This window comes from Pectobacterium carotovorum (assembly GCF_033898505.1).
In the GTDB taxonomy this organism is placed as follows: Bacteria; Pseudomonadota; Gammaproteobacteria; order Enterobacterales; family Enterobacteriaceae; genus Pectobacterium; species Pectobacterium carotovorum_J.
In genome coordinates this window covers 179,429-192,384 of the sequence record NZ_JAXAFK010000007.1, presented here as the reverse complement: position 1 = coordinate 192,384, position 12,956 = coordinate 179,429, and the positions used below count along the sequence as shown (strand labels likewise).

The following is a 12,956-nucleotide window of genomic DNA, read 5'->3' as shown; positions in this document are numbered from 1 at the left end:
TGCCTGGCGGCGATAGCGCGGTGGTCCCACCTGACCCCATGCCGAACTCAGAAGTGAAACGCCGTAGCGCCGATGGTAGTGTGGGGCTTCCCCATGTGAGAGTAGGGAACTGCCAGGCATCAAATTACACAGGTGCGCTGATATGGCTCAGTTGGTAGAGCGCACCCTTGGTAAGGGTGAGGTCCCCAGTTCGACTCTGGGTATCAGCACCAGTTATTTGGGTTAATGTTCGGCTTAAAAAAGAATTTACCTGGCGGCGATAGCGCGGTGGTCCCACCTGACCCCATGCCGAACTCAGAAGTGAAACGCCGTAGCGCCGATGGTAGTGTGGGGCTTCCCCATGTGAGAGTAGGGAACTGCCAGGTTTCAATTAAGACAAAAGGCCATCCTGTTAAGGATGGCCTTTTGTTTATTTTTATTTCAGGATATTAGCCCTTTCCTTTTACCTGAATAGACTCTGCTTATCTTTTTATTAACTCTCCTCATAATAACGTTTTGTTTATATCTGCTTTATTTATCCCGGTTTCATTTAATGGTAATTAAAAGCACTGCCTGTGTTGTTACATTAATAAATTATTACAATCAGGAACTTTTTGCTTCAGTGTTTAAGTGCTGCTTTACTATAGCGGGCATCGTTTCATGCCCGGAAAAACAGGAGAATAAATAAGATGACTGATCTAACGGAGAATGCGAAAGATACGCGTCAGCGTATTCGAGCTATAGTTGGCGCTTCATCGGGTAATTTAGTCGAGTGGTTTGATTTTTATGTTTATTCCTTTTGCTCAATCTATTTTGCCCATATCTTTTTCCCTTCGGGAAATACCACGACTCAATTACTACAAACAGCAGGGGTTTTTGCAGCAGGCTTTTTAATGAGACCGATTGGCGGTTGGCTTTTCGGTTACATTGCTGACAAGCATGGTCGTAAAAATTCAATGCTAATTTCGGTTTGCATGATGTGTTTTGGATCTCTGGTTATTGCATGTTTGCCAGGATATGAAACTATTGGCACCTGGGCTCCCTTTTTATTGTTATTAGCTCGCTTATTTCAGGGACTTTCCGTCGGTGGGGAATACGGTACCAGTGCAACATATATGAGTGAGGTTGCCGTTGAAGGAAGAAAGGGATTTTATGCCTCTTTTCAATATGTCACGCTGATTGGTGGCCAACTGCTGGCACTGTTAGTTGTTGTGATATTGCAGCAAATTCTGAGTGATGAAGATTTGCATGCGTGGGGATGGCGTATTCCTTTTGCTCTCGGTGCTATTTTGGCGATTGTTGCGCTTTATTTACGTCGCTCCCTGAATGAAACGTCTGATAAAACAACTCGTGAACATAAAGATGCTGGTTCGCTTGCGGGGCTGTGGAAACATCGTCGCGCCTTTATTACCGTACTAGGTTTTACAGCCGGCGGTTCCTTAGCCTTTTATACGTTTACCACTTACATGCAAAAATATTTGGTGAATACAGCAGGGATGCATGCGAAAACGGCTAGTGGATTAATGACCCTCGCACTGTTTATCTTTATGCTGCTTCAGCCGTTCTTTGGTGCATTGTCGGATAAGATTGGCCGTCGTAGCTCAATGCTCTGCTTCGGCGGACTTGCGGCACTGCTGACGGTGCCGATTCTGACAGTGCTACAGGGGGTGACTAGCCCTGTTATTGCCTTCGCGTTGGTGATGCTTTCACTGATTATTGTCAGTTTCTACACGTCCATCAGTGGTATTTTAAAAGCGGAAATGTTCCCGCCTGAAGTCCGTGCATTAGGCGTTGGCTTATCTTATGCCGTGGCTAATGCCTTGTTTGGTGGTTCGGCGGAGTATGTGGCGCTTTCGCTGAAATCGTTTGGCATGGAAACGACGTTCTTCTGGTATGTCTCGGCAATGGGGGCGATTGCATTTATTGTGTCATTAACGCTGCATCGTAAAGGCAGTGGGATGAAGCTTTAGTGTTCAGATAATTGCCATAGCGCGTAGCCGGTGGTTGCACCGGCTACATCCCAGACGAGATCCTGCCAGCTCCACCCTGTTCCGCCTTCCCGGCTATCATAAAGCTCTTTTGCCATGCCGAGGCTGATTGACAGCATAATGCCGAATCCGCCGCTACGATCTGAACTCCAGCGCTGATGCGTGCCATATTCATATCCGGCGGCGCTGATGGCAGCTGAGGCGAGAAAATGTTGGGCTTTATCCTGACCTGTCCAGCGATCTTGCGCAATGTGGCTACATCCAGAGCAGCACATTATTGCAGCAACGCACAGTAAGCGCATGGAACCTCTCCCTATAGATAATAAAAAACCCCGGAAGCCGAGGTTTTTCAAAGTATAGCGTGAGTCTTAGAGAATGCGACTGATGAGCCGGTCGATACGAATACGGCGCAGGCGTCGTATTAGCTTACGGACTTTCACTGGGTATTGCGCGATGCTCTCCAGTTCCATATAGCTTTTTACGATGTGGGTGTGCGTCCTGATTTTATCCAGTTCGTCAAGACGTTGCTGCAATAGAACCTGCTGAGGGTCGTGAATCAGGATGGCGTTTTCCAGATCAAGACGCCATGCGCGAGGGTTAAGGTTGTTCCCCGTCAGCAGTTGCCATTTATCATCCACCCACATACCTTTCAGGTGGAAGCTGTTGTCGCCATCTTTCCATAGGCGCACAACAAGCTGTTGATTCTCAATGTAGCGTTCCAGACGACTCAGGAAGCGACGCAGGTTGATCTCATAGAGATACGGTAACGCCCCGATGATTTTGAAAGGCTGGTCTTCCGGAATATAGAAATCGTTAGCGGTCTTATCGCCAATAATAATTTCTACTTTCTTGCCATCCCGCAATAGCCGGATGATATTTCTGACCAGCAGCGCTGGCAGGTTGAAATACGGAGTACAGATAACCAGATGCTCGTCGGCGCAATACATCAGGTGGTGTATAGTCTTATTCAGCGGGCTTTGCTTTCCTAACCCGACCAATGGCGTGACGGTTAATTCGCTCGCATCCGCACGGTGTTCTGGAGCCTGATAGCTGGCAGTACGCAACGTTTGGCGGAACTGCTTGATATCATTTTTGATTTCCAGACTCTTCGGGCGATCGGTATGATCCAATCGTTGCACTGCCGGTGCCGACAGCATTGTCTGGATATATTGCACCATCGTATCAGCCAACACCGGATTATGAATCAGCTGGTAGCGGTCATAGCGGTACCTCTGATGCTGATGCAGATAAACATCATTCAGGCTGGCTCCGCTATAGATGACGGTGTCATCGACAATAAACCCTTTCAGATGCAGCACGCCCAACGCTTCGCGTGTGTTGACAGGAATACCATAGATAGGGAAATGGGTGTCTGGATGTTTTTTCGCCATATCGCAATACCAATCGGCATTGGTATTTTCTGCCGCTGCGCCGATCCTGCCACGCTGAGCACGATGCCAGTCTACCAGAACGCGGACATCCAGTTCTGGGCACTGCCGTTTGGCTTCATAAATTGCGGATAGAATCCCCATGCCGCCGTCATCACGTTCAAGATACAACGCCACGATATAGATGCGCTTTTTAGCACTCAAAATGGCGTTAATCAGCGTCGTGCGGAAAAGCTCAGGAGAATGCAACGTCTGAACATCGTCTGCGTTCTGAGGGATTCTGGGCAGTTGTGCAAGGTGCTGTTGGTATTTATTGCGTTTAAAATTTGACAGCATCACAGTGCGTTTCTTCTCTCATCAGTTTATACCCACCATACTTCGAGCTGCACTAGGGTATATGACCTTCTGGTCATTATCAAAAGTTAAGGAGTAGCCGAATGGGCGATAATACCATTACTTTCCGGCTGTTGTGACCCTGTTTTGCTATAACAATTCCCGTTGCAAGAGCCATGTCACGTCGTGCGATCAGTCTTTCAGCGGCAACTCCAGCGTCACAATACCCTCTTCTAATTGTACGTCGATGTGAAAACCGAGCTTTTTGGACAGCTGGATCATGCCTTGATTATGCGGCATGGTGATGCCGGTCAAGCGGAAGAGACCGTGCGCCCGGGCGTAATCGATCAGCTTTTCCAACAACCGTCTGCCAAGGCCCAGCCCTTTTAGATCGGATCGCACCAGCACGGCAAATTCCGCATCCGTATTATCCGGATCGGAAATCGCGCGCGTCACGCCAATAATCTCTGTTTCCTCACCGAGCTGGCGTACGGCAACGAATGCCATCTCACGATCGTAGTCAATTTGCGTCATATTGGCTAAGTCTTCGTGAGTAAATTCATTAATTTCGCTGAAATAACGGTAATACAGGTCTTCTTTCGTCACCCTTGCGATGAACGAGCTGAGCAGCGGTTCGTCTTCCGGCAAAATCGGTCTGAACAGGCAAATATCACTATTTTTGAGGATGACCGTTTCTTCCAGTTCATGTGGATAGGGGCGGATTGCCAGCCTTGACTGGGGATCGCCACTGAACGGTGTCAGATGCAGCGTGACATCCAGCAGCGTAAACGCATCCCCAGATGCCAGCAGCGGATGAATGTCTAGCCGGGAAATTTCAGGGCAGTCGAGAATCAGGTTGGAAACCTGAACTAGCAAGCGGCTAAGCGCGGGAATATCCAGCGGACGCAACGCGCTGTATTCGCGAATCTTGCCGCCTTTCACTGCTTGCAGCACCAGATAGCGGGCCAGCGTCATATTCAGCGGAGGCAATGCGACGGCGGTCTGCTTTTCTCGCCATTCAACGCCGCCTTCGCCCAGCATAATCAGCGGACCAAAAACGGGATCCTGTTCGACGGCAATCCTGAGCTCCTGCGCGCCGGCGCGATTTGCCATGCTCTGCACCAGCAGGCCGTAAATGCGCGCCTGCGGATAGGTGCGTTTCACCCGGTCAAGAATGGCATCCGCCGCCTGTTGAACTTCTCTGGCGGTTCGCAGATATAGCATGACGCCCTGAACTTCCGATTTATGCGGAATATCTGGCGATCTCAGTTTAATCGCGACCGGGTAGCCAATCTGCTCGGCAATATGGACGGCTTCTGCGCTGTCGCCAGCAATCCAGGTAGGTAATGTATTCAAACCATAGGCTTGCAGGATTGGCTGAACTTCATGCGTATCGAGCTGAGTGACGCCATCGGACAGTGCCTGATGAATCAGCGCATGTGCCTGACTGGCGTTGATGCCTAAATCCAGCGGCAGCGCCGGGGTTTCCTTTAACTGTTTCTGATTACGTCGATATTCGACGATATGCATAAATGCTGTTACCGCGCCTTCTGGCGTGCGATAGGTCGGAATGCCGGCGTCGTTAAACAAGCGCCGCGCTTCCTGCGAGGAGAATTCGCCGCACCAGTTGGTCAGTAGCGTAATTCTCTTCCCACGCGGATGTTGTTGAAAGAGCGTAATCAACTGCGCAGCGCTCTCGGTGCTGGGGGCGGCAGCGCTGGGCGCGTGAATGATCAAGAGTGCATCGACGTCGTCGCTGTCGAGTAAGACAGAAATCGCTGCCAGATAGCGGGCGGCTGTCGCATCATCACGCAGGTCGAGCGGATTACCGATAGTGACGGTCTGCGGTAACGCTTCCTGTAACGCTTGGCGGGTCACCTCGCTGAGCTGTGCCAGCTTGCCTTGTCGGCTGAGAAGCTGATCCAGCGCCTGTGCGGCCGGCGACGCGCCGTTGCTCACCAACATCAAGCGTTCACCGCGCAGCGGTCGCAGGTGGCTTAAAGTTTCCACCGCGGAAAAAAGCTCATGCGTATCCCGTACCCGCAACAAACCTGCACGCTGAATGGCTGCGTCATAGGCGGCATCCAAACCGTGGCGCTGGTCATTCAGCAGTTGCTGTGCCTGCTGGCTGCGCCCGCTTTTTATCACCAGTATCGGTTTATTTCGGGAGGCACTACGGGAGGCGGAAAGAAAGCGGCGTGCATCGCTGATGTGTTCCAGATGCAACAGAATTGCACTGGTTTTTCCATCGCGTGCCAGAAAATCTAATAGGTCGTCGACATCGATATCCAGGCTGTCGCCCAAGGCGATAAAATAGGAAAAGCCAATACCGCGCTGCTGCGCCCAGTCCAGTATCGTGTTGGAAACGGCGGCCGACTGCGAGATAAATGCCAGTTTGCCTTTCATAATCGGGACTGGGGAGAAACTGGCATTCAGGCCTTGCCAGGGGGCGAGTAGCCCGAGGCTGTTGGGGCCAAGCAGTCGCATGTGGTAGCGCACGGCGCAGGCCTTTAATTCGCTGAACTGGGTTGGCGGTGCGGAGAGGATGATGACCGTTTTGCAGCCTTTCTGTCCAAGAGCTTCTAACAGCGTGAGATTACGGCTGGCATTGGTGCAAATCACGGCAAGGTCGGGCGTCATCGGCAGGCTGTCGACCGTCGGGTAGGCCAGCACGCCGCAAACGGCACGATATTTCGGTGTAACAGGCAACACGGGACCGCTGAAATGACCGTCCAGCAGGTTTTTCATCATTAGAAAACCGGCTCGTCCCGGTTTTTCGGATGCGCCGAGAACGGCGATAGACTTAGGGCGTAACAGTGCTTCCAATCCGCGCTGGCTCATGCGTCACTCCTTACACATCAATCCCCTTTGATACTAAACGCTTTCTGCCAGTTGTGCTGTGACGATGGGTAAATTTTCCCGCACGTTGTGGTGTGATTTCCCTGCCAGATAGTGTCGCCGGAAACGGTCAAAGTGCTGCGATAGCGCGTCAGCCGCAACGGTGTCGCCTGCCTGAGCGAGCAGAGCGATAGCAATCTCGGCGGTGCAGTGTTGTCCTGCGCTACTGGCTTCACGCAACTGATAGCGGGAAAGTGCCTCTACATTCAGCGACAGGATCGGCAGATTGTCCAGATAGGGGCTTTTGCGGAACATTTTACGCGCTTCCGGCCACGTACCATCGAGTAAGACAAATAGCGCAGGCTTTTCCGTTGCGGGAAGTTGGTGAAACACCTGGCGTCCTTCTTCCGCGGCATCGGCAAGGAAAACCAGATACGGCTGAACGTCCGGGTTTTGCAGAGTAGCCAGCAATTCGGGATCGGGATCGGTACGTGACCAGCGAAACGCCTGCGTCTCAGGGAGAATATCGGCGATAAGACGTCCGGTATTGCTCGGCTTTAACGGTTCGGTATCAAACATTACCAGACAGACGCGGCTGCGGGACTCCTGCGCCTGAATGGTGTGACACAGGCAGTTGGTTGCGGGCAACAAACACTGCTGGCAGCGTACTACGCGGCAGCCACGGGCGCGGAACGGTTTGGTTGACTGCTCAAGACGCTGCTGGCGCAGGCGGAGTACGGCATTGTCCCTGGTAGGACGGTTGACCATTAAAGGATGGTTGATCATGAAATAGGTGACGCCATGAGATTCTGCAACGAACCTGCTTCGTTTTAATGCTTGAGAAGCAGGTTCAGAAAGGCGACATTCTAATCGACAGGCGGGTTGACCAAAAGGGGAGGAGGCAATAATGCCTCACGATCCTATCCCAATTCTCTACAGCGATTCGTCCAGCCAGCTCTCAAACGGTGCTTTTGGCAATGCGCCGTTGAGGATATCCACCATCTGGCCCTGTTTGAAGATCATGAGGGTTGGAATGCTGCGGATGCGGAAACGAGCGCTGAGCGCCGGTTCGGCTTCGGTGTTGACCTTAATAAAGCGGATTTTCCCACTACGTTCCTGCGCGACATTTTCAAATATGGGAGCGAAGTTGACGCAGGGGCCGCACCAGGGCGCCCAGAAGTCGACCACGACGGGAAGATCGTCCTGCAACAGTTTATCGAGCGTTGCCTCTGTGGCATTGATGACGTCACCGCTGAATAAGGTTTCTCCGCAACGACCACATTTTGCATGGTCATCAACACGCTCTTCTGGCAGGCGATTGGTTGTTTGGCAAGATCCACATACCGTATTCATAACAGGGCCTCAGATAAAAGGGCTAAAATAAAGATGTCGCTGATAAAATGCGCGTAACGCGGCATTGGAAAGTCAACGGCATGTTGCTTAAGCGTGAATAAATTATGGTGGGGAGACATTATGGCAACAACGTGGTTTGCCCAATAGCTACAATAGCTTCTGACTGTTAGCGCTCTTTTACCACAAGCGTGTGGCTAAGCGGGTGTACATAAGGTAATCTTCGCGCCCAGCGCGTAGGTGGAGAAAACAATGAGCGATTCATTCAATAGTAAAAGCGGCAAAGTCCGCGTGATGTACGTCCGTAGTGATGATGAGGGCGAGAAAGAGAATAAAAACAAGCGCCCTGCTGACAAAGATCGCCGTGGCGATCGGCGTGATGGCGGCGGCTCACGGGATCAGCGTGAAAAGCCGAAGCATCCGCGCGACGTTAACCCGCGCTATGCCCGGGAAAATCCGTCCCGCGACGGCGATAGCAATGCGAAAACGCCGTGGGGCAATAAAGATCGTAACGAACGCAGCGGCGATCGTCCTCGGCGTCCACGCGGTGAAGAGACGGGCGGTTATGAATCCCCGTGGAAAACCGTGTCTCGTGCGCCGGGCGACAGCGAAACGCCGGATCACGGCGGTATTACGGGCAAAAGCCAGATCGATCCTGAGCAACTGCGTCGCCAGCGTCAGGAAGAAACACGGGTTTACGGCGAAAACGCCTGTCAGGCGCTGTTTAAAAACCGTTCTGAGGTGATTGTTCGCGCCTGGTTCCTGCAAGAAGTGACGCCGCGTTTCCGCGATGCACTGCGCTGGATGGCGGCAAACCGCAAGGCGTACCACGTTGTGGAAGAGGAAGAGCTGATCAAGGCTTCCGGTACTGAACACCACGGCGGCGTCTGCTTCCTGATTAAAAAGCGTCAGGGAATGGATGTGCGTGAGTACCTGAAAACGGCGGGTGAGCATGACTGTGTACTGGCGCTGGAAGATGTGGGCAACCCGCACAACCTCGGCGGTATTATGCGCAGCTGCGCACATTTCGGCGTGAAAGGTATTCTGGTTCAGGATGCAGCGCTGCTGGAATCTGGCGCGGCCGTGCGTACGGCGGAAGGCGGGGCAGAACACGTTAAAGCGATTAACGCTGACGATTTCCTGTCCGTGCTGGCGGAATTCCGTCGCGCTGGCTACACCATTGTGACCACGTCCAGCCATAAAGGCACGGCATTGTCGCAAGCGACGCTTCCGGCGAAAACCGTGATCGTGCTGGGTCAGGAAGGTGATGGCCTGTCAGATAGCGCCTGGCAACAAGGGGATGTAAAAGTCTCTATCGGCGGTACCGGTAAGGTTGAAAGTCTGAATATTTCTGTCGCAACGGGCATTTTGCTGTCCGAGTGGTGGCGACAGAATCAGGCCTGATAGTACGTGTTGGCTGATCGTGCGCGTCGGCTCTCAGGGGGAATGCCCCCTGAGAAAGCATAACCACGGATGAGAGAACGAGTAATGAAGCAGAAAGTTATCGCGGTATCGTTGCTGTTGGGCGCACTACTGGCAAGCGGTTGCAGTTCGCTGCCGCGCTCATCCACTGCTGTTGCCGCTGCACCGGCCGCTGAGTCGTGCCAGATTGGCGACAAGCAGGTGCAGACCACGCTTTATTTTGGTTTGAATCGTCCTGCTGGCCCGGTGATTTCCGATGCCGAGTGGAAAGCGTTTCTGGACGGTGAGGTAACACCGCGCTTTAAAGAAGGGCTGACGGTGTTCGATGCCAAAGGACAATGGCTGGGGAACGATGGAGTTGTTGCCCGAGAGAACAGCAAGGCGCTGATGTTGATTCATGGCGCTGATAAAGAGCGCGATATTGAAGCGTTGCGTACCCTCTACAAATCACGTTTCGCGCAGGAATCCGTTATGCGGATTGATGCGCCCGTCTGCGTCGCATTTTGATCCTTCATCAGCCCCTCTTTCAGGGGCCGATTCAGGCCGTTTGCAAATCTATCTACAGAACAAGAACGGTGATAATGGGATAGAAGAGTAAAGCGTTTGCGCCATGGATGGCGCAATCCGAGCGTACAGGGATGTATTTACAGCGTCTTTACGATCTACCCATTATCATCGCTCGACTGAATTTATCATCAGCCTAATGATTTTCATCACACACGTTTACAGCACCAGTCCCGCGACTGCCGCAGACAGTAAACTCACCAGCGTAGAACCATAAACCAGCTTCAGGCCGAAGCGCGATACCACGTTGCCCTGTGCTTCATTCAGCCCTTTGATCGCACCGGCGATAATGCCGATTGACGCGAAGTTGGCGAAGGAAATCAGGAACACGGACAAAATGCCCAGTCCGCGTGGTGACATCTCTGCCGCGATATTCTTCAATTCGATCATGGCAACGAATTCATTCGCTACCAGTTTGGTTGCCATAATGCTGCCCGCGTTCAGGATATCGGAAGACGGAATGCCGATCAGCCATGCCAGCGGTGAAAAGACATAGCCCATAATTGCCTGGAAGCTAATACCGAAAATGGTGCTGAACAGCGCATTGACGGCGGCAATCAAGGCCACGAAACCGATCAGCATCGCCATAATAATCATCGCCACTTTAAAACCAGCAAGGATGTATTCTCCCAGCATTTCAAAGAAGCTTTGGTCTTCATGCAGCTTTTCCAGCTTCAATTCTGGTTCATCATCAGGCTGATAAGGGTTGATGATCGACAGCACGATAAAGGTGCTGAACATATTCAGAATCAGCGCTGCAACCACGTATTTGGCGTCCAGCATGGTCATGTAGGCGCTGATGATCGACATCGAAACGGTCGACATCGCCGTCGCGGCCATCGTGTACATCCGCCGTGGTGACATGTCAGCAATGATGCCTTTATAGACGATAAAGTTCTCCGACTGCCCGAGCATCAGCGTACTCACGGCGTTAAACGACTCCAGTTTCCCCATCCCGTTGACTTTGGACAATAACGTACCGATGCCTTTGATAATCAAAGGTAAAATTCGCCAGTGCTGCAAAATGCCGATCAGCGCGGAAATAAAGACAATAGGGCAGAGCACATTGAGGAAGATAAAGGAAAGCCCTTGTGCGTTCATGCCGCCAAACACAAAGTCGGTGCCTTGATTGGCGAAAGATAAGAGCTTTTCAAACAAACCGGCAAAGGAACTAATCGCATTAAGCCCGATGCTGGAATGCAAAAGGAAATAGGCCAGCAAAACTTCGATGACCAGCAACTGCACAATAAAGCGCAGGCGGATGCGTTTTCTGTCATGGCTGACGAGTAGCGCCAGCAAAAAAATTGCCGCCGTTGCCAAAATGAAATGTAAAACCTGTGACATAGAAGAATCACTCAATCCCCGAATAAAAAGAGGCGCATTGTAATCGGAATGTGAAAATATGTTTATCCCGAATCTGTAAATCGTTATTCGCTACTGTGCTATCAGGAGAGTGGCGGGAGGCGTCTGATTAATCAGGGAAAGATGGGAAGAGTAAAAGAAGGGTTCCCCTTCGGCCCGCTGTTGGCCGAAGGGGAAAAACAGCGTGTAACGAACTAGTGCGCGCCACCGCCTCCGCCGCCGGTAGTAAAGGGCGGTTTAGCGAACCAGACCAGTACCAGCAGCACCAGGAATACGCCGGCAGCGGCCCAGAAGATCTCGTTGGCGGAGATAATCAGTCCCTGCGCGGTAATCTGCTCTGCGATGTAGGCCGAGGCCTGCGTTTGGTTCATTCCCATCGCCTGAAGCTGCTGGTACGTTTCCTGCGCAATCGGATTATACGGCGTGATAGATTCCGTCAGGTGCGCATGGTGCAGCGACTCACGCTGTGTCCAGAGCGTGGTGGTAATCGACGTCCCGATCGATCCCGCCAGCGTGCGGGCAAAGTTCGACAGGCTCGATGCTGCCGCCAGCCGCTCCGGCGGAAGCCCAGACAGCGTTATGGTCGTCAGCGGCATGAAGAAGCAGGCGACGGCAAACCCCTGAACGAACTGCGGCCAGGCCGATGCGCCGAAATCCATGCCCGGCTCGAAGGTGTACGCACGCCAATAGAAACAGACGGCATACATAATAAAGCTGAACGTCACCAGCTTGCGCATGTCCAGACGCGGTGCGAAGCGACCGATAATCGGCGACAGCACCACCGGCATCAGCCCAACGGGTGCGGACGCCAACCCGGCCCAGGTGGCGGTATAGCCATACACCTCCTGCAACAGCTGCGGCAAGAGTACGATCGCCCCAAAGTAGAACATGTAGGCGAGACTGATACACAGACAGCCAATGGTGAAGTTACGCGACTTAAACAGCGACAAATCTACCACCGGGTGGTCATCCGTCAGTTCCCAGACAATCAGGAACGCTATCGCGACCACGGCCACTACGGTCAGGGTGATGATTTCCGTCGAGTTAAACCAGTCCAGCTCTTTCCCGCGGTCAAGCATCATCTGCAGGCTACCGATGCCGACGATCAACAGTGCCAGCCCGATAGTATCAATGGGCTTGATCTCGGTTTTGGTTTCTCGCCCGCGCAGTGTTTGCATGGCAATAAATACCACGGCGATGCCCAGCGGAACGTTGATGAAGAATATCCAGCCCCAGTGATAGTTGTCGCTAATCCAGCCGCCCAGAATCGGGCCACAGATCGGTGCGACGACCACGGTCATTGACCACAGCGCCAGGGCGATGCTGCGTTTCGCGGGGGGATAGTTGCTGAGCAACAGACTCTGTGACAGCGGGATCAGCGGCCCTGCAACAATCCCCTGCAACACGCGGGCGAAAATCAGCATTTCCAGGCTGGTGGATACACCACACAGCCAGGACGTCAGGGCGAAGAGCGCCGTTGACCACAGGAACAGGCGGACTTCACCAAACCGTTTGGCCAGCCAGCCGGTGATAGGGATGGAGATGGCGTTAGCGACCCCGAACGAGGTGATGACCCATGTTCCCTGCGAGTTGGACGCACCCAGATTACCGGCGATGGTCGGAATAGCGACGTTGGCGATGGTGGAATCCAGCACCTGCATAAACGTTGCCAGCGACAGAGCAACGGTCATCCAGGCCAGACTGGCACCTTTAAGCGGTTCTCTCTGCACGT

Annotated in this window: 10 protein-coding genes, 1 tRNA gene and 2 rRNA genes; 6 read left to right on the top strand and 7 right to left on the bottom strand. The window is 52.6% G+C overall.

Going from position 1 to position 12,956, the window contains the following annotated elements:
- Positions 1 to 2 precede the first annotated feature (2 nt).
- From rrf (R9X49_RS21885) to R9X49_RS21870, 4 genes are all read left to right on the top strand, one after another.
- Positions 3 to 118 (top strand): 5S ribosomal RNA (gene rrf / locus R9X49_RS21885).
- An 18-nt stretch (positions 119 to 136) separates the two neighbouring features.
- Positions 137 to 212 (top strand) — tRNA-Thr (locus R9X49_RS21880).
- Between the two features lie 37 nt (positions 213 to 249).
- Positions 250 to 365: ribosomal RNA gene (gene rrf, locus R9X49_RS21875) — 5S ribosomal RNA — on the top strand.
- A 303-nt stretch (positions 366 to 668) separates the two neighbouring features.
- Positions 669 to 1,949 (top strand): MFS transporter, encoded by a 1,281-nt coding sequence (locus R9X49_RS21870; RefSeq protein ID WP_319850361.1) that lies wholly within the window; start codon positions 669 to 671, stop codon positions 1,947 to 1,949.
- On the opposite strand, the gene R9X49_RS21865 is transcribed toward R9X49_RS21870, so the two are convergent.
- The 5 genes from R9X49_RS21865 to trxC all read right to left on the bottom strand — a co-directional run bounded on the left by R9X49_RS21865 (position 1,946) and on the right by trxC (position 7,879).
- Positions 1,946 to 2,269 carry a YfiM family lipoprotein gene (locus tag R9X49_RS21865; protein ID WP_015841486.1) on the bottom strand — a complete coding sequence of 108 codons (324 nt, stop codon included), beginning with the start codon at positions 2,267 to 2,269 and terminating at the stop codon, positions 1,946 to 1,948. The two genes, R9X49_RS21870 and R9X49_RS21865, sit on opposite strands and share 4 nt — an antisense overlap.
- A gap of 66 nt (positions 2,270 to 2,335) precedes the next feature.
- Positions 2,336 to 3,691, bottom strand: coding sequence for a CDP-diacylglycerol--serine O-phosphatidyltransferase (pssA, locus tag R9X49_RS21860; protein WP_319850370.1), 1,356 nt, complete (start codon positions 3,689 to 3,691; stop codon positions 2,336 to 2,338).
- A gap of 189 nt (positions 3,692 to 3,880) precedes the next feature.
- Positions 3,881 to 6,529 carry a bifunctional acetate--CoA ligase family protein/GNAT family N-acetyltransferase gene (locus R9X49_RS21855; RefSeq protein WP_319850359.1) on the bottom strand — a complete coding sequence of 883 codons (2,649 nt, stop codon included), beginning with the start codon at positions 6,527 to 6,529 and terminating at the stop codon, positions 3,881 to 3,883.
- A 33-nt stretch (positions 6,530 to 6,562) separates the two neighbouring features.
- On the bottom strand, positions 6,563 to 7,312 hold the full coding sequence (locus R9X49_RS21850; RefSeq protein ID WP_413775907.1) for a tRNA-uridine aminocarboxypropyltransferase: 750 nt from the start codon (positions 7,310 to 7,312) through the stop codon (positions 6,563 to 6,565).
- Positions 7,313 to 7,459: 147 nt separating this feature from the next.
- Entirely contained in the window at positions 7,460 to 7,879 is a 420-nt protein-coding gene (trxC, locus tag R9X49_RS21845) for a thioredoxin TrxC (protein WP_319850358.1), read from the bottom strand.
- 249 nt (positions 7,880 to 8,128) lie between these two features.
- On the opposite strand from trxC, the gene R9X49_RS21840 reads away from it, so the two are divergent.
- A complete protein-coding gene (locus tag R9X49_RS21840; protein ID WP_319850357.1) occupies positions 8,129 to 9,280 on the top strand; it encodes a tRNA/rRNA methyltransferase in 1,152 nt (383 codons plus the stop codon).
- 84 nt (positions 9,281 to 9,364) lie between these two features.
- On the top strand, positions 9,365 to 9,805 hold the full coding sequence (locus R9X49_RS21835; RefSeq protein ID WP_319850356.1) for a DUF3574 domain-containing protein: 441 nt from the start codon (positions 9,365 to 9,367) through the stop codon (positions 9,803 to 9,805).
- A gap of 216 nt (positions 9,806 to 10,021) precedes the next feature.
- On the opposite strand, the gene R9X49_RS21830 is transcribed toward R9X49_RS21835, so the two are convergent.
- Together R9X49_RS21830 and emrB are read right to left on the bottom strand one after the other, a co-directional pair.
- Positions 10,022 to 11,206 (bottom strand): NupC/NupG family nucleoside CNT transporter, encoded by a 1,185-nt coding sequence (locus R9X49_RS21830; RefSeq protein WP_319850355.1) that lies wholly within the window; start codon positions 11,204 to 11,206, stop codon positions 10,022 to 10,024.
- Positions 11,207 to 11,418: 212 nt separating this feature from the next.
- Complete coding sequence (gene emrB, locus R9X49_RS21825) at positions 11,419 to 12,954, bottom strand: multidrug efflux MFS transporter permease subunit EmrB (RefSeq protein ID WP_319850354.1); 1,536 nt, start codon at positions 12,952 to 12,954, stop codon at positions 11,419 to 11,421.
- Positions 12,955 to 12,956 lie beyond the last annotated feature (2 nt).

Excerpts from the sequence above, each read along its gene's own strand:
- R9X49_RS21870 (WP_319850361.1), top strand. The coding sequence starts at position 669 with ATGACTGATCTAACGGAGAATGCGAAAGATACGCGTCAGCGTATTCGA.
- R9X49_RS21865 (WP_015841486.1), bottom strand. The coding sequence starts at position 2,269 with ATGCGCTTACTGTGCGTTGCTGCAATAATGTGCTGCTCTGGATGTAGC.
- pssA (WP_319850370.1), bottom strand. The coding sequence starts at position 3,691 with ATGCTGTCAAATTTTAAACGCAATAAATACCAACAGCACCTTGCACAA.
- R9X49_RS21855 (WP_319850359.1), bottom strand. The coding sequence starts at position 6,529 with ATGAGCCAGCGCGGATTGGAAGCACTGTTACGCCCTAAGTCTATCGCC.
- R9X49_RS21850 (WP_413775907.1), bottom strand. The coding sequence starts at position 7,312 with ATGATCAACCATCCTTTAATGGTCAACCGTCCTACCAGGGACAATGCC.
- trxC (WP_319850358.1), bottom strand. The coding sequence starts at position 7,879 with ATGAATACGGTATGTGGATCTTGCCAAACAACCAATCGCCTGCCAGAA.
- R9X49_RS21840 (WP_319850357.1), top strand. The coding sequence starts at position 8,129 with ATGAGCGATTCATTCAATAGTAAAAGCGGCAAAGTCCGCGTGATGTAC.
- R9X49_RS21835 (WP_319850356.1), top strand. The coding sequence starts at position 9,365 with ATGAAGCAGAAAGTTATCGCGGTATCGTTGCTGTTGGGCGCACTACTG.
- R9X49_RS21830 (WP_319850355.1), bottom strand. The coding sequence starts at position 11,206 with ATGTCACAGGTTTTACATTTCATTTTGGCAACGGCGGCAATTTTTTTG.